Raw genomic sequence first — 16,410 nt, forward strand, 5'->3', positions numbered from 1 at the left:
CTATTGCAACCCTAACTCCTGGAATCTTCTGGTATTGGAATTCTGATCCTTCCCCTGCGGGCATCAGAAAACAGCTTGCCCATATGCGTGACGTCGGTTATCGTTGCGTTTACCTGCACCCGATGCCCGACAACTATCACAAGTATTTTTTCTACAAGGGCATGAAAATCGCCTATCTAGGGAAACGGTACTTTGAATTGGCCCGCGTGATGCGGGATGAATGCCGGAAACTCGGCTTGACCATGATGCTGTATGATGAAGGCGGCTGGCCCAGCGGCGGCGTAGTCGATACGCTGGTCGTGAAATATCCCCGGGCCCGGGTATGCGCTTTGCGCAAAAAGCAGGATGGCTCTTTGGAAGAATTCCGGCTCGATGTCCCCGACCTGACCGATCCCGCCGTCACCGATCGTTTCATCGAAATGACCTATCAACGGTATTACGAAGAACTGGGAGAATCTTTCGGAAAGGAGATCAGGGGAATCTTCACCGATGAGCCTTTCTGGGAGTGTTATCTGCCCAAAGCTTACGTCGCCATTCCGGCCGGACTTGAGGCCGAACTGGTCAAATGCTACGGTATTCGGCTCCCGGACATTCTGCCGCTGCTCTTTGACGATGCCGCAGACACTCCCGAAACCAGGCGGGCCAGACAACAGTATGTGGACTGCTGTACGGCGCTTTTCGCCCGTAATTACACCGGAAGGCTGGCGGCCTGGTGCCGAAAACATGGTCTGGAATTCGAAGGGCATTTCCTTTTTGAAGACCTCTATTTCCGTACCGGATTTTTCTATGATTTTCCGCGAATCCTCGACGCGATGGATGTACCCGGCGTTGATGCGATCTTCCGCATGGTATATCCGCACGGCGGACGCGGCAATTTCGCCCGTTTCGCGCAGTGTGCCGCTATCCGGAACAAACGCCCGGAAGCGCTGGCGGAATGTTTCAACGTCTACGGCTACGCGATGAGCACCCCGGCCATGGCGTATGTGGCCAATCTTCTGCTGACCAAGGGAATCAACCGCATATTGACGATGCCGTATCTGTACAGCGACCGCGGCTTGTGCAAGGTGAGCTGTTCCACCGATTATTCACCGCGCACCCCGATCTGGCGTCATCTGGCGGCACTGAACCGTCATCTGGAGTTCGCCGGGCAATATCACGCGGGCATGCTCGAACCGGTAATCCGGGTGCTTGGCGTCACCAACTGCTTCGGCGGCAGCGACTATCAGAAACCGACGCCGGAAGCGGAGGCTTTTGCGGAAAAGGTCGAGCAAATGCAGGAAAACTTGGACGATGCTCTGGTCTTCTGGCGTATCTGTTCGGTCGACGAACTGAAGTCGGATGAAAACCGCCCTGAAGTTCTGATCGTGCCGGGTGAATTGGAAATTCCGGAGATCAAAGCCGCGGTGGAACACTGGCGGCAGGCCGGTACGCAGGTTATAGACGGCTTTCTGCAGCGGGATTTCCATTCTCTGAGCTATCTTGCGACGGATACAGCTTACCGGGATGTCCGGATTCTGCCTTGTCTCCGCGAAGAAGGCATGAGTCTGCTGGTCTTCAACGCCGGCGACAAGGATATCACATTCTCTTTCGCCGCCGCCGGAAAACACTACCGCGAATTGCCGCCGCCGGACGGAACGCTGGCGGTGTTTGCGCCGCTCCGTTTTGAAAACGGCCGCTATCATCTCCCGCTGCCGGCCTGGAACATGCGTATCCTGACCGTTGCGGACACCGCGCCGGCGGCACAACCGGCACCGCGCGAGTTCCGGAAAATCCGTCTTGACTGGAAACTGAAAAAGGTCGAGCGTCTGCGTTACAGCAAAGACGGCATCACAAAATATGAGAAAATCACCGAAAAACGGCCGCTTCCGTCAAGCGGCATGTACACAGAACTTGAACCGGAGTTTTCCGGTTCGATCGAGCTTGCGGCTTCATTTGAATCCCCCCTGGCCTTTTCCGGCTTTTTGAAATTCGACGATATCTGTTCCGGCGGTGAACTGTTCTTCAATGGCGTCAGCGCCGGAATGCGCGCCCAGCCGCCGTGGCTCTGGCGCGTCGAAGTCAGGAGGGGAACCAACCGGATTGTTTTGAACATCAATTCCACCGCGGGCAATGAATGGAAACGCTGCTTTCGTGAGGAACTTGAACCGGCCGGATACTATAATGATTATATCAAGGAAATCAGAACCTATGAAAACGATTTTGCCGAATGCGGAGCGGCCCCCCGCCTCACACTCTATTGCTGAAGCCGCCCCGCTGATCATCGAAAAGGAAAAATTACCATTTTTCGCAGCCTGGATCACCCACCCGGAAGTAGCGAAACGGTGGCAGAAAGAGCAGACCTGCGAGGAAAACTTCTTTTGTGAATTTTACAGGGAATTCAACTGCGACCAGCTCCCGGAATCCATTCTTCTGCGGATTACGGCGGACAGTTGTTACCGCTTGTCGATCAACGGGAAAGAAGCCGGTTTCGGCCCGATCCGGGGAAGCGCCGCGCTGCAATATTTCGACACCAGGGAAATCGCCGGACTTCTGCGGCGCGGACGCAATGAGATAAAAGTCCTCGTCCACTCTCCCGTCCGGGAGAATTTTACTGCCGTAACCCGTTTCCCCGCACTGCTGGCGGAAGCGCCCGGATTATTCAGAACCGACGAAACCTGGCAGGTTTCCCTGTGCCCGGAATTCCGGCGCGACGTGCCGGTTTATACGATGCAGATCGGTTTTATGGAGATGTGCGATCTGCGTAAACGCCGCGAACGGGAATATCTGCCGGCTGCTGCCCTCCCGGAACCGCTCCCCTTCGGCGCACTGACGCCGCGCGACATACCGGCACCGGAAATCACGGAATGCCGTCCGGAAAAACTCACCGCCATGGCCGCGCTTCCGGCAGGCGACGCCCCGGAACTTTCCCGCCTTGCGGAATTTCTGAACCATGAACAATGGACTGCGCTGAATCCTGAAGATTTTAACGGAAAAATCCTCCCCTCCGGCAACAGTACGGCACTGGTCTGGGATTTCGGCAAGGTACTGAACGGCAGAATACAACTGGAAGTCAACGCTCCCGCTGGAACCGTCGTCGACGTGGTTTACGGTGAAACCCCGTATCGGAAAGACGGGCGGTTGCGGGCGGCATTCCCCGGCGAATTTTACCGCTTTACTGACCGCTATATTCTCGATGCCGGATGCAACCGGATCGGCACGACTCTTTTTGAGCGCGGTTTCAAGTTTGCAGAGTTCATCTTCCGCAATGCCGTCGATACGATTGAAGTGGTCGACGTCCGGGCGGAAAACAGAGTTTATCCGTTCCGGCAGAAATGCTTCTTCCGGTGCAGCGATGAACGGCTGAACTGCATTTATCAACAGTGTGTGGAAACACTGCGTGCATGTACGACCGATGTTTTCACGGATTGCCCGTGGCGGGAACGGGCGTTCTGGATCAATGACCTGCTTGTGGAAAATCGCACCTCACTCGTTCTTTTCGGCGCAACACCGGTACATGCCAGAGCGCTCAGACTGGCGTTTTCCCAGCAGCGCCCCGACGGGAGTGTCCCGAGTCTTTGCCCGATGCCGAAACATGAGAATTTCGTATTCCCGGCAACCGAACTTTTTCTTGTGTTGATGCTTATGGATTATTACCGTTACGGCGGCGATCCTGAAACGGTCGGAGAACTTCTGCCCAAAGCGGAACGTCTGCTGGAGCACTTCAATACTCTGCTGGATGATGAAGGATTGATCGGAATTACGCCGGGAATCTGGAATTTTATCGACTGGAGTTTTGAGTTGAATGGTTATTCTTTCAACGATTGCCGGGAATCCATGGTCAATTCACTTTACGTTCTGGCATTGCGGACGATTGTTGCGCTGGCGAAACAAAGCGGTTGTCGATTAAAGCGGAACCCCGAATTCTATCTGGTGCAGAGTGAACGCACGGCAGAGGCGATTGCCGGAAGGTTTTATTCTTCTGGAAAAGGTTTCCTGACCGATGACGTGCTGTTTCATTCGGAAAAAAAGCAGCTTTCGAGCCTGATCGCGCAGGCTTTGGCATTGCTCGCCGGAATCGGCGATGCTACAGTACGGGAAAAATTGAAAATTTCTCTGGCCGATGAATCACTGCTGAAACCGGAACTCTATTTATATTCATTTGTTCTGCAGGCGATGGCACGGCATGGCATGATCCGTGAAGCGTTGGCAGTCATCCGCCGTTATTGGGGGAAAATTCTTGACAGCGGTTATCCCACCGTCTTTGAAGCGGGCGTTCACCAGTTCGGCAAGGATGCTTTCGGCGGCGCCGGAAGCATGTGCCATGGCTTTGCAACCGCTCCGGCGGCGTTTCTGCCGGAAAACATACTGGGCCTCACTCCGGGCGTCGAAGGTAATGGAAAAAAATTTGCATTTCACCCCGCTCCAGGAGATCTGGAATGGGCGGAAGGGGAATTGCTCCTCTCCGAAAATACGTCCGTACAAGTCAGATTGACCCGGGAAGAAATCCGGCTTACCCTGCCGGAAGAACACTCGGCTGAACTGCCGGACGGCCGCATACTCGAAGCCGGAACACATCTACTCAAATGGGAAAACATAAACGGAGGACTTATATCATGAAAAAACTGAAATTCGGAATCATTGGGACCTGCTGTCGCGGCGAATTAGGAGATTACGCCCATCAGGCGGCAAACGGAGTGGAGATCGTCGCCGGTGCGGATATTTATGAAGAACAACGCCGGAGCTTTGCCGAACGCATGAAGGCAAAGCAGGCCGTCGTCAATATTTATGCCGACTATCGGGAGATGATCGAAAAAGAAAAACTGGACGGCGTATTCATCACTTCGCCCGATTTCTGCCACGAGGAACAGGCATGTTTTGCCTTGCGGCGCAAAACCGCGGTTTATCTGGAAAAACCGATCGCCATCTCCATCGAAGGCGCCGACCGGATTCTGCGGACGGCCAAAGAGAACAGAACCCATCTGATGCTCGGCCACAATATGCGCTACATGGAATTTACGAATCGGATGCGAGAAATCATTCTGTCCGGCATGATCGGTGAAGTCAAGGCGATCTGGTGCCGGCATTTCGTGAGCTATGGCGGCGATGCCTATTTCCGTGACTGGCATGCCGACCGCAGGAACACCTGTTCGCTGCTGCTGCAGAAAGGCGCACATGACATCGATATCATCCACTGGCTGGCGAATTCCCGCTCCGTCAAGGTGAACGGCATCGGTTCCCTGAGTGTTTACGGCAGCATCCCCCGGCGTCCGGCCGGATGCGAGCGGCTTGACACTTTGACGGTTCAAGGCGTCTGGTCCAATTCCCACTGGCCGCCGGAGGCGCAGAAAGATTATTACCCCGAGGTCAATAACGAGGATCTCAATATGATCAATCTGCAGCTTGCCAACGGCGTGCAGGCATGTTATCTGCAGTGCCATTTCACCCCGGACACCTGCCGCAATTATACGGTGATCGGTACGCGCGGCAGGCTGGAAAACTATGGCGATTACGGCAAAGACTGTTCCATTCAGGTGTGGACAAGACGCACGGACCGTTTTCAGCTCGAAGGCGATATGACTTACCGTATGGCTTCCCCGGAAGATCAGCCCCACGGCGGCGCCGATCCGAAAATCGTTCAGGGCTTCATCGATCTCCTGCGTCATGGGACCCCGCCGGAATCGACTCCGCAGGGAGCCCGTTATGCCGTTGCCGCCGGTGTCAGAGGGGCGGAATCCATCCGCAGCGGCGGCATGATGCTGGATATTCCGGCATTGCCGGATGATCTGGAGAATTATGATTTCGCCGCGTTGCAATAATGGATGGAACCGTTTTATCTATAAAGGATTGAAAAATGGCCCGAATTGAGAAATGTTATGAATTGGCGCGTGAGATTTACGCGGAGCATCAGGTGGATGTCGACGCCGCGGTGGCGCGGCTTGAAAAAGTGCCGGTATCCATTCATGCCTGGCAGGGGGATGATGTCACCGGTTTTGAAAACACCAGTCATGCGCTGACCGGCGGCTGCCAGGTCACCGGCAGTTATCCGGGACGCGCCCGCACAGCCGATGAACTGCGTGACGACCTTGATGCCGCTTTAAAGCTGATTCCGGGACGCCACCGGGTCAATTTGCAGGGGCATCAGGTGGATAAAATGCTTCCGGGCGTTGATCGTGACGGCTTTACTCTTGAGAATTTTTCCGGGTGGCTGGACTGGGCCGCAGCACGGAATTTGACGGGGCTTGACCTCGCTCCGGCGTTTTATTCTCATCCGAATCTGAAAGACGGGCTTTCGCTTTCGCATCCTGACGCAGGCATCCGCCGCTTCTGGATCGACCACGGCAGGGCCTGCCGGAAAATCGGCGCCGATTTTGCGAAAAAGCTGGGTTCTGCCTGCATCTGCAATTTCTGGGCCCCGGATGGTTTCAAAGACACCCCTTCGGATCGCCTGGCGCCGCGGCGGCGGCTGCTGGCCTCGCTGGATGAATGCTTTGCCGAAAAAATCTCCGGTGATCTGGTACGCGACGCCATTGAGTCAAAACTTTTCGGCATCGGGGCGGAATCCTGTACCGTTGGTTCGCATGAATTCTGCATGCTTTATGCCATGCGCAAAAAGAAAATGCTTTGTTTTGATTCGGGGCACTTCCATCCGACGGAATCGATCGCCGACAAACTGTCCGCCATTTTCTGCATGATGGATGAAATCCTGCTGCATGTCAGCCGGGGCGTCCACTGGGACAGCGATCATGTGACCGTGCTCAACGACGAACTGCTCTCCATCGCCCGCGAAGCAGCGGTTTACGGTTATCTGGATAAGGTTCATCTGGCGCTTGATTACTTTGATGCCAGCATCAACCGGATCGCCGCCTGGGTCATCGGCTGCCGCGACCTGCAGAAGGCGCTGCTGATTGCATTTCTGGAACCTCCCCGCGCCTGTCAGTTGGAAAAGCAGGGAGACTTTACCGGACGGCTTGCGGCACAGGAAGATGCCAAATCGCTGCCCTGGGGAGCCGTCTGGGATTATTTCTGTTACAGACATGACTTGCCTGCCGGCATGGGGTTCATGGACGAGATCAGAGCTTATGAGAAAAAAATAATGGAAATACGCAAATGACTTTTATCAAAGGAGAAACCGTGCTGTTCGCCGCTTCGGCCGATGCTTCACTGGCATTCCCGCCATTGAAAATACGGCGAATGTACAACTCGGCAGCCGGAATCGATTTTCAGATTGGCAGAGATATCGAGTGGACGCCCGGCAGTCTCCGGCTGACGCGCCCCGCAGGGTCGGCGGTGCCGTATCTGACGCATGATGATTTGTATCCTCCTGCCGATCAAGCCGTATTTTATCCCGCGCAAGGAGCGAACGCGGTTTCCGGTGGCCCGAATGGTGCGGCCATTCGCTTCGACAGTCGTGATTTTTTCGCCCGGCATCAGCTTGAGGTCGATTACTGGACGGAAGCCCCCATTCCGCCCCTGACGGTGTTGACCGGAAAATTACCCCGTTTCCGCAGCAACCCGGCTCTGAAGCTCGCATTCGTCGGCGACAGTATCACCGAAGGTGCAAATGCATCGAAATTTGTCGGTGTTCCTCCCTTCCAGCCATCCTATGCGGAATTGACTGCCGCAAACCTGCATGCGGCGGAAACGCGTAACTTTGCAGTGGGAGGGACCGGCTGTCTGCATGGAATCATGCATCTGGAGTCATGGCTGAACGATTTTCTTCCTGACCTGATGTTCGTTGCTTACGGCATGAATGATCTCACCGGAATGACTCCTGCAAAATTCCGGTCGTCGATCATGGAACTTATTTTGATTGCCCGCAGGTACAACCCGGTTATGGAATTCGTGCTGATCGGTTCCATGCCGGGCAATGCGGAGTGGAAGTGCACGCCGCCCGCCGCGACACGGGCTTTTGCGGGGGAACTTGACGCGCTGGCAAAGACAGATGCCGGAATCGCCTTCATCGATATCGGAGGATATTGGGAGAAATATTTTGCCAATAAAAAATTCCGGGATCTGACAGGCAACGGCGTCAACCATCCGAATGATTTCGGGCATCGTTTTTATGCAGAGACGATTGCCGATGCCCTTGCTTTGAATTAAAACCGGCTACTCTTCCCGCCATTCCCGACAGGAGTCACTGGGAATGGAGTGGCACCATTTCGGCTTCCTAGAACTCAAATCAGGAGATAACGTAATGGAACGGGAAAGGCATGGTCGTGATACTGGCGAGAACAGTTGTCGGAATATTAGGATGACGGTTTAACGATCCAGAAATATTGTGAGCTGAAAGATTTGCTGTATGAGAATGTACGTTGCTGGATAGGAGAACATGAAGGGAAATCATCCCTCCGTGCTAGAAGAAAAATATGAGAAAACAAAAAAGGAATGCAGAGTTTGCTGACTTCTGGTAAAAGTATGGTCCATGATTATTTATAATAAAGTCACAACATCTAGGAGGTATGACAATGGCACAGAAGACGCCAGGAGCTTCTATCCCCATTACAAATTACAGGCGAAATATTTGCCCGTCAGAGAAGATGCTCTTTGCGAAGGTTGCAGAAGATTTTTCAAAACAGAAGTTGACCTTGTTAAACTGCGACTGGAAACAATCGGCAAAAATTATTCAAATGTCGCGTGTGAACGAGCGTCTTTCGAATCAGCTATATCAACAAAATACAAATCCACTATCGGAACCAACTTGCTTAGAAAATTATAATGTTTCTATCAGCGATGTTCCCCAGGCGTTAACAGTACTTTGCCATTTTCCATTTACCTATAGCTTTAGCGAAAACCTGATGATATCACAGGTCGATCAAGGTGGAAATTATTTGGCAGTAACTCTTCCACGCTTGCTGCATACTCCTTTTTATTTTTTGCGTTTATTTGTTCATGACAAGACAATAACAGAATATAGTTATGACGAATACGGATTTCAAAAGTCAGAATATCTGATGGCTGAAAAACTTGCATCCGAGTATGGATATGCAGGAAGTTGGGGAGGGGATTATCCCGAAATTATGGCAGGAGGCTTCCTGGCTTCGCCTTATTTGTTGGCTGAACATAGCGAATATGGTCGCCTGTTTTATATTTATGATTGCAGGGATAAGATAAGTTGTTTATTTGAAATGATTCCTGTGGGGAAAGATGTATTAGTCTTGCCGTGCAGTTATCGAAACCGAAATGGTTTATCAGGACTTTCCAAGGTATATTTTCAACAAAGTGCCAATGTTTTCATTTGGGGCATGGATAAAATCTGTACTCCTGCGACTGGGCATGTGATCCTCTATCATAACCCCGGCATTATGCGTTTGAAATTTCCGAATGATTCAGTAGCAACAGGATGTATTCTCGGTGGACTTGATTCGATTCCCTATGTATCCTGTGAAGGGCTGCATAAAAAACAAAATCATATTTTGATTTCTGAAAATACATTTGATCTTGCTTTTGCTTTGAACCTTGCAGTTACCATGAAAAGACAAGGCGTTCCTGTGGTTCGCTTTATGAAAATTGAATCTGCCAACCGGAACGAAACAGATTATAACTGGGACGGGATAATGTATCCGGCAACGCAGTTAAGCGATATGCAAATTCAAAAAATCACTCCTGCGGAATTGCGGTTACTGGCTGAATCCAATGGAGTTCAAATTCCGGAAAATTTTGTAAATTACTTTGAGCAGGTTTACTGATGGATACACAAAATGGACTGAAAGAGTTCTTTGTAAATTTTTTTGTGCCGATTGACAATATTCCGGAGGATACAGCCTGGCGTAATTCTATCAGCATGGAAGCACGTGCTTCCATGCTGATAGATAATGCTTCTCTGGAGGATTTGTCTTCGCTTTTCAATGTATGCATCAATGAAAATGTTCTTACTCTTAAATTGCCTGCCCCACTGTCGGTTCAAGTTACTGCACCGACGACTTTTCCCGCACCCACGACAGTCGGATACACCTACGTAAATGTATGTTATTCTTGGAATTTTTCCAGTTACTGCATAACGAGAACAGAAACAACAACTGACTACTTCCAGATTAGTGGACGCTGGCATATAAAAGATTCATTGTTTGAGAGAAGTAAATGCGAAAATCTCTTGACGCTAAATTTACACAATGCAAAACCCTCTTTTTACTGGAATGACTCCGGAGCTGTAAATATTTTGCATGATTGTTCAGGTAAACTTCAAGAGGAGTTGAAAAAGCATTTTGCTGAGCATTCGACTTTCCAGTTGGCAGAATCATTAACTTCCTATAATACTCCGGGGAAAATCTGCCGTTTCTTTCGTAAGGAAGCATTGCCGCTATCACCGATTTCTTTGTCTCATCATCTCTCACAGCTTGAAGAGGGTGTTTCGACAATACCATTCGAGCCTGTCATTTCTGGACAAAGTGAAGCTGAAAGTGTTCACGATTCCTTAAAAAGCATGTTCTCGGCAAAGCGATTGCCAAGTCCATTATTAGAATATCAACCCAAAGTGTATGAGAAATCGCAACAGTTTCTTTTTCCGTTCAAGGATGAAGATAACTATACGGTTATGACTGTATTGAAATGTTATGATGATACTTTTCAGCGGAAAAATTTCCTGCCTGTGACACGCTGGCGGGTCAAGCATACTCTTCAACGATATTGTATGGCTGTTCCGGGGGAAAAGAAATTATCCTTATTCAATTTGCAGGAGCTGGCTGCTTATCCGGAGGCCCCTGTCATATTGACCGACAGCCTTGAAATAGCCGCCCTTAATCAAGCAAAGATAGAGCCGGAGAAATTGATTTTCACCAGTTTTATGTGTGATGATGGACATTATGATCAGGTGGATTGGAAGCCGTTAAAAGGTCGTCTGCCTTATCTGCTTGTCACGAATCATTCAGGCAGAACATTCGAAGAAGCCTGTTTGAAAACCGGTAAGCTGGCAGATTATTTGAAGGAATCTCAAGCAATAGAACTTCAGTTCGTTCGCGTTCCTGTCTGGTATCGTCCTCTTCCTGTTCTGCATAGTATTCAAGAGTTGATCTCGGCATATAAAGCAGCTCCCCCGCTGCCTTATAAAGAAGATATACGGATATTGACGTCGGAAGAGTTTGAAACGATTCGAGAAACGGCAGAGCAGAGGATTGACATACCGCCGGAAGCATGGTGGAAAACAGAACGGGAGCGGCTTGCCTTATCGCCACAAGCTTCAACAGATATTCTTGAAGTGACAAATATGAATCGGTTGGACTACATTCTCTGGCCTTTTCTTGTCCGCGGTAAAGGAACTCTGCTGTATGCGAGCAAGGGGATCGGTAAAAGTGCGTTAGCTCACAGCATTGCTGCTTGCTTGAGCAGTCGGCAAAAGAGACGGTTGTTTATAGAAAACAGCTGGGGAGCAAGCAAGGGAAACTTTGACTCTTATAAAGTTCTGTATCTTGATTTTGAAAATCAGCCTAATGAACATCAGGATTTTTTAAAACGGATGTGCCGAAAGTATTGGCATACTGAAAAAAACGAAACAGAGAAAGATGCAAAGAACTTTCTTTGGAAAAACATGCCTGAAATAGGGTTGTCAGGAATCAATTTTACTCTTCCCGAAAATCATCAGAAGTTATTGGATTTGCTTGATAAAGCTCAGAATGAAGGAGAATCAAATCATCCGGTGGATGTACTCATTATCGACACTTACCATGAATTTACGAGTTTGAGTGATGAGGTAAACACTCATCGCGGTTTGCGGGCGCTTTTGCGGATACTCAATGAGCGTAATTTAGCCACTTTGATTTTAAACCATGCCAAAGCGTCAGACTCGCAAAAAATGTCGGGTTACAATATCATCAAAGAATCTTTTGCATATGTGATGAAACTCAGGCGGGAAGGTGAACAATCCCGACCTCTTTCGGAACCGATAACAGTCAGCTTCGACGCTGTCCGAACAGGCTGGCTGGGACGGGAACAAACGGTGTTTAAAATATATCAGCCGGAGTCACCGGGCAGATGGCATCTCTACTCGCCCGGATGTTCTGCAACGGAAGAACGGAATCGGATAAGAGACTACTACATCAAGGTAGAAAAGTTTGGAAAAGAGGAAATGGCAAAACTACTCGGAACATCTCCAGCTTCGTTATATCGTGATGTAAAAGATGCTGATTGATCCGATTGCATTTTTTTGTTGAGATGATATAGTATTTATAGTTGTTTGATTTCAGGATTGGAGCCGGGGTACCACTCTTTTTAAAGGGTGCCATCGGGTGCCGTTTACAAGGGAAAAAGTGCCGAAAAGTGCCGTTTTTACGATCTTGGAAGCCTTGCAAAACCATCAGGTCAGAACGATAGTTTTTCGTTTCAGACCAATGGGTTGTAACTTATTTTGAGCTCAAGCTGCGGGTAGTTGGCTCTACACTTTGGGTGTACCACCTTTGTGCAAGCTTTGTGTAACTTCCGATCTTTATTGTCTCTCTGCGTGCGACTAACGTAAGGACAGCGGCCGTTTTTGTGCAGGTACGGCAATTTCTGCTGCGAGGGCTGCCGGGGCGCGCCGGTTTCGCGGTTCAGGCACGGGGGGCGGCCGGAGGGAGCGCGTTGGAATTGTGCCGGTATTCGCGCGGGGAAAGTCCGTATTTCTGCCGGAACACCCGGGAGAAGTAGGCGAGGTTGGAGAAACCGCAGCGGAATGCGGTTTCCGTGATGGAGCACTCCGGGCTTTTCAGCAGCTCCGCGGCGTGTTCCAGCCGTAGCCCGGAGAGGTAGGCGGCCGGAGAAACGCCGGTGTATTTCCTGAACAGCCGTTCCATGGTCTTGAGCGTCATATTGTTCTCCGCCGCGATCCCGGAGATCTGCAGCCGCGGATCGGGGTAGTTCGTTTTCAGAAAGCCGATCAACCGGTTCAGCCGCGGTTCTCCGGCCGGCCGCGCCGGTTTCGAACCGAGAACGGCACGGGAGAGATTCAGCAGCAGCTGCAGGAAATTCGCATTCATCGCCAGCTCGAAATCGCTCTTTTTCTCCAGCCGTTCCCGCTTCATCGCCAGAAGGAGCGGCCGGATTGTGTCGAAGGCCCCGGCATTCAGGCAGGGGGGAGCCCCGGGAGCGGAGCTTCCGTCTGGGGAGGGGACGGAGTCGAGCAGCCGGCTGATCCCCGGGTCCGCCTCCGCTTTTTCCCAGGAGAACAGCAGCAGTTCCGGAAAGAAGAGCACATTGACCAGTTCAAAATTCCGGCAATCCGCATAACCGTGCGGACTTCCGGGGCGGACCACGAAGAAGTTTCCCTTGCCGAGCGGACATGAGCCGCCCGGATAAAGATGGCGTCCCGTTCCCTCCCGCACGATGACCAGCTCGTGAAAATCATGATAGTGCATCAGCTCCGAATCCGGGTTCCCCGGGTAACGGATCGATGAAATGGAGACGCCGCACCGGCCGTAGAAGTGCCAATGCGTCTCAACTTTCATGCAGGATGGGCTTTTACTTATCATGAATTGTCTGAAAAATCCAAAAGTATGGCTGAAAAAGTAAAGATTTTTGTTTTTACTCTAGTATAATATATAATAACGCCGGTATGAATTAAAAGCAAATAACGCCGGTATGAATTAAAAGCAAATCTTTATGGAGACATTCCAGCAGGGACAATTAGGGCGTTCAGTATAATAACGACTGTTGTTTTATAGACCTTTACCATAGGATGATTTGATTGCTATGAATCCATTCTCTATTCGCAATTACCGAGGCGCTCCGACTTTCTTCAAAAATAATACCCCCATTTTCCCATTACTTTTTTGGCAGACAGAAATCGAAGAAGAGGATGCAAGGGCGTTTTCTGCGGCAGGAATTGAACTCTTTAGCTTTTTTCGTTCTATTCCGCATTATGACCATCCATACTGGATTGGAGAGAATCAATACGATTACTCCAGAATTGACACAGCTTTGCGCCGCTTCCATCAATTACTTCCAAAGGCATACTGTATTCCACGTATATACGTTTCTGCCCCTGATTGGTGGTTGCAAGAACATCCGGAGGAGCGTTGTCGTTTTTTCAAAGAGGCGCCGGATTCCCGTTACGAAGGCCTTTTGCAAGGGACGTTGCATGAATCTTTTGCTTCAGAACGTTGGAAAAAAGAAATGGGAGAAGCGTTTAGACTTCTTATTCGCCATATTGCAGAAGCTGATTATGCCAGCTGTGTAATTGGAATTCATATCTGCAATGGCATTACCGGGGAATGGCATTGCTGGTCTCCGCAATTGCGGCCAGATACATCTCTTGCAATGGAACGTTATTATGGGCATCCCATTCCTCCGCCGGAAATGCGTGATCCGCAATATTATCGTATCCAGCAGAATACTGCCGTAGATGCGATTGATCATTTCTGCCAGATAGTCAAACAGGAAAGTGATTTTTTGACCGTTGTTTTTTACGGTTATATGCCAGATATGCCCAATTCAGCACAGTGGGGTATTGAAGGAGATCATCGCGCAGTATCCCGGTTGCTCAACCTGAAAAGTGTTGATATCCTTAGTGCACCACATTCTTATGAACGACGCGCGGTGGGTCAAGATGGGTATTTTCGCCATTATCCTGCAAGTGTGGCGCTCCATAACAAGCTTTTCATCGATGAGGGCGATGATCGTACTTGGCTTGACGGAAGAGTGAATAATGGTGTCGAATATGTTCCGGCGAAGGGTAGTCCTGTTGATTGTGAGGAGTCGCTGGCCATTCTCCGCCGTGAATTCGGAAACATGCTTACACATAATATCGGAATGTGGTTTATGGATCTGAATGGCGGTAATTTCCATGATAAAAAATTGATGGAGGAGATTGCCAGATTGAAGCGTTGGGGCGATTACAGTATGCGTCTCCCTCGGAAGCGTATCGCGGAGGTTGCAGTAATTATTTCTCCCGAAAGTGAATTCAATCTTCCGCCACGTGGTTGCGAAGGTAACCTTCTTTCTGAACAACTTTATAATATGCAGATCGGAGAACTTTGCCGCAGTGGAGTACCCTTTGATCTTTACCTGACCAGCGATCTTACTTCATTAGAATTAAAGAAGTACAAAATCATCGTTGGTTTGGATGTTCGTTTTCTATCTTCACAGGAGAATGCTCAGCTTACACGCCTGCTGAATTCTAACCAGTGCACATTTTTTTACTTCCGCCCTCCCGAAAATCCTCAGGAGGCATTCGTTTCTCTGCCGCCGGGCACAGAATTGATTCCGACAATTTCTGCGCGTGAGTTACGTACGCGGTTCGCCGAGGCAGGAGCTCACGTTTATCTCTCCTGCGATGATGTATTTTCCGTCTCGGAAAGCGCTATCATGATCCATGCAGTTACCACTGGAGATAAATGCCTGACTCTTCCGAGAAAACGACGACTCATTGATCTGATTTCGAATGAAGTGCAAATCGTAGATCGTCTTATGTTTCACATGCAACACGGCGAAACCAAGTTATTTTTACTGGAGAATCCATAGTGAGTCGTGACCGCGCAAGTAAAATGATCGGAATACGAGCATGACGATGGGTGGACAACAAAAAAACTCCTTACTGTAACGATTCACCAATACCGGAGCATGGAGGGACTACTGACAAAACATATGGAAATTATCAGTAACGTCGTTATCGGCGTTGGAAATTACAAATGTGTCTCACAACCTTTGGGACAATAACCAATTTTAAGGAGGAATACGAAATGTATCAGGTAAATAGAAAAGAATCCGTATGCTTCAGATCATCGGCGTTTCGTTTTTTTTACATTTTCTCCGCCGGGCGGGGAGGCGGCGGACACGCCCCCGCATACTGTCGTATAAGGCAGTTTACTCTTATTGAGCTGCTCGTTGTCATAGCGATCATCGCGATTCTGGCGGCGATGCTGCTGCCGGCGTTGAATAAAGCGCGGGAGAACGCCCGTACCACACAGTGCGTCAGCAATGTCAGGCAGCTCGGCACGGGCGTAACCATGTATGCGAACGACAACCGTGAACAGCTGCCCAAAACCGGTAAAAATTCCGACGGCGGCGCGACGCCGTGGAGTCTTTACGCCAGTGAAACCATCGGCCTGGGGCGCGTCAGTTCCTATGTCGGCGGGCCGCAGATCTGCGACGGAACGGACTCGCGTCCGCGGCCGCTGATCTTTCGCTGTCCTTCCGGCAACGGCGATCCCGAAGCGTGGATGCACAGCAGCAGACGCCGCACCGATTACCTGTTTCTCCGCGACAGCCAGACGGGCAATGTCTGCACCAGCTGGAGCTTCACGGGGCTGGGCAGGCCGTTGAACAAGCTCTCCCGCGAGATGCTGATCATCTGCTCGGCCGGAACCACGCTGTTGTGGCGCGATGCGTATATCTCCCACTCCAATCGGGAGGCGCCGCTCTTTCGCGCCAACGGCTCCGTGCGGAAAATCCGCGCAGCGGAGTACCAGAACGGCACCGGCAACGGCGGCATGGCCAAAATCGACGAACTCTGAGAAAAGGTGTTTC

The 16,410-nt window shown here is 50.5% G+C and carries 10 protein-coding genes; 9 read left to right on the forward strand and 1 reads right to left on the reverse strand.

Annotated elements, in window-relative coordinates:
* Positions 1 to 83: 83 nt before the first annotated feature.
* The 7 genes from FYJ85_RS23285 to FYJ85_RS18115 all read left to right on the forward strand — a co-directional run bounded on the left by FYJ85_RS23285 (position 84) and on the right by FYJ85_RS18115 (position 12,100).
* Entirely contained in the window at positions 84 to 2,243 is a 2,160-nt protein-coding gene (locus tag FYJ85_RS23285; RefSeq protein ID WP_206213294.1) for a hypothetical protein, read from the forward strand.
* Positions 2,188 to 4,596 (forward strand): family 78 glycoside hydrolase catalytic domain, encoded by a 2,409-nt coding sequence (locus FYJ85_RS18090; RefSeq protein ID WP_206213295.1) that lies wholly within the window; start codon positions 2,188 to 2,190, stop codon positions 4,594 to 4,596. Before FYJ85_RS23285 ends, FYJ85_RS18090 begins: the two co-directional genes overlap by 56 nt.
* Positions 4,593 to 5,795 carry a Gfo/Idh/MocA family protein gene (locus FYJ85_RS18095; protein ID WP_206213296.1) on the forward strand — a complete coding sequence of 401 codons (1,203 nt, stop codon included), beginning with the start codon at positions 4,593 to 4,595 and terminating at the stop codon, positions 5,793 to 5,795. Before FYJ85_RS18090 ends, FYJ85_RS18095 begins: the two co-directional genes overlap by 4 nt.
* A gap of 35 nt (positions 5,796 to 5,830) precedes the next feature.
* A complete protein-coding gene (locus FYJ85_RS18100; protein WP_154419990.1) occupies positions 5,831 to 7,090 on the forward strand; it encodes an L-rhamnose isomerase in 1,260 nt (419 codons plus the stop codon).
* Positions 7,087 to 8,079, forward strand: coding sequence for an SGNH/GDSL hydrolase family protein (locus FYJ85_RS18105; protein WP_154419992.1), 993 nt, complete (start codon positions 7,087 to 7,089; stop codon positions 8,077 to 8,079). The genes FYJ85_RS18100 and FYJ85_RS18105 overlap by 4 nt, the downstream gene beginning before the upstream one ends.
* Before the next feature lie 365 nt (positions 8,080 to 8,444).
* Entirely contained in the window at positions 8,445 to 9,665 is a 1,221-nt protein-coding gene (locus FYJ85_RS18110) for a hypothetical protein (RefSeq protein WP_154419994.1), read from the forward strand.
* On the forward strand, positions 9,665 to 12,100 hold the full coding sequence (locus FYJ85_RS18115) for an AAA family ATPase (protein ID WP_154419996.1): 2,436 nt from the start codon (positions 9,665 to 9,667) through the stop codon (positions 12,098 to 12,100). Before FYJ85_RS18110 ends, FYJ85_RS18115 begins: the two co-directional genes overlap by 1 nt.
* Before the next feature lie 397 nt (positions 12,101 to 12,497).
* On the opposite strand, the gene FYJ85_RS18120 is transcribed toward FYJ85_RS18115, so the two are convergent.
* Positions 12,498 to 13,391: a helix-turn-helix domain-containing protein gene (locus tag FYJ85_RS18120; protein ID WP_158703822.1), complete on the reverse strand. Its 894-nt coding sequence runs from the start codon at positions 13,389 to 13,391 to the stop codon at positions 12,498 to 12,500.
* Between the two features lie 244 nt (positions 13,392 to 13,635).
* On the opposite strand from FYJ85_RS18120, the gene FYJ85_RS18125 reads away from it, so the two are divergent.
* Positions 13,636 to 15,405, forward strand: a complete 1,770-nt coding sequence (locus FYJ85_RS18125) for a hypothetical protein (RefSeq protein ID WP_154419998.1) — start codon at positions 13,636 to 13,638, stop codon at positions 15,403 to 15,405.
* Between the two features lie 218 nt (positions 15,406 to 15,623).
* A complete protein-coding gene (locus FYJ85_RS18130; protein ID WP_106052688.1) occupies positions 15,624 to 16,397 on the forward strand; it encodes a DUF1559 family PulG-like putative transporter in 774 nt (257 codons plus the stop codon).
* Positions 16,398 to 16,410: the final 13 nt, after the last annotated feature.

The organism is Victivallis lenta (genome assembly GCF_009695545.1).
In the GTDB taxonomy this organism is placed as follows: domain Bacteria; phylum Verrucomicrobiota; class Lentisphaeria; order Victivallales; family Victivallaceae; genus Victivallis; species Victivallis lenta.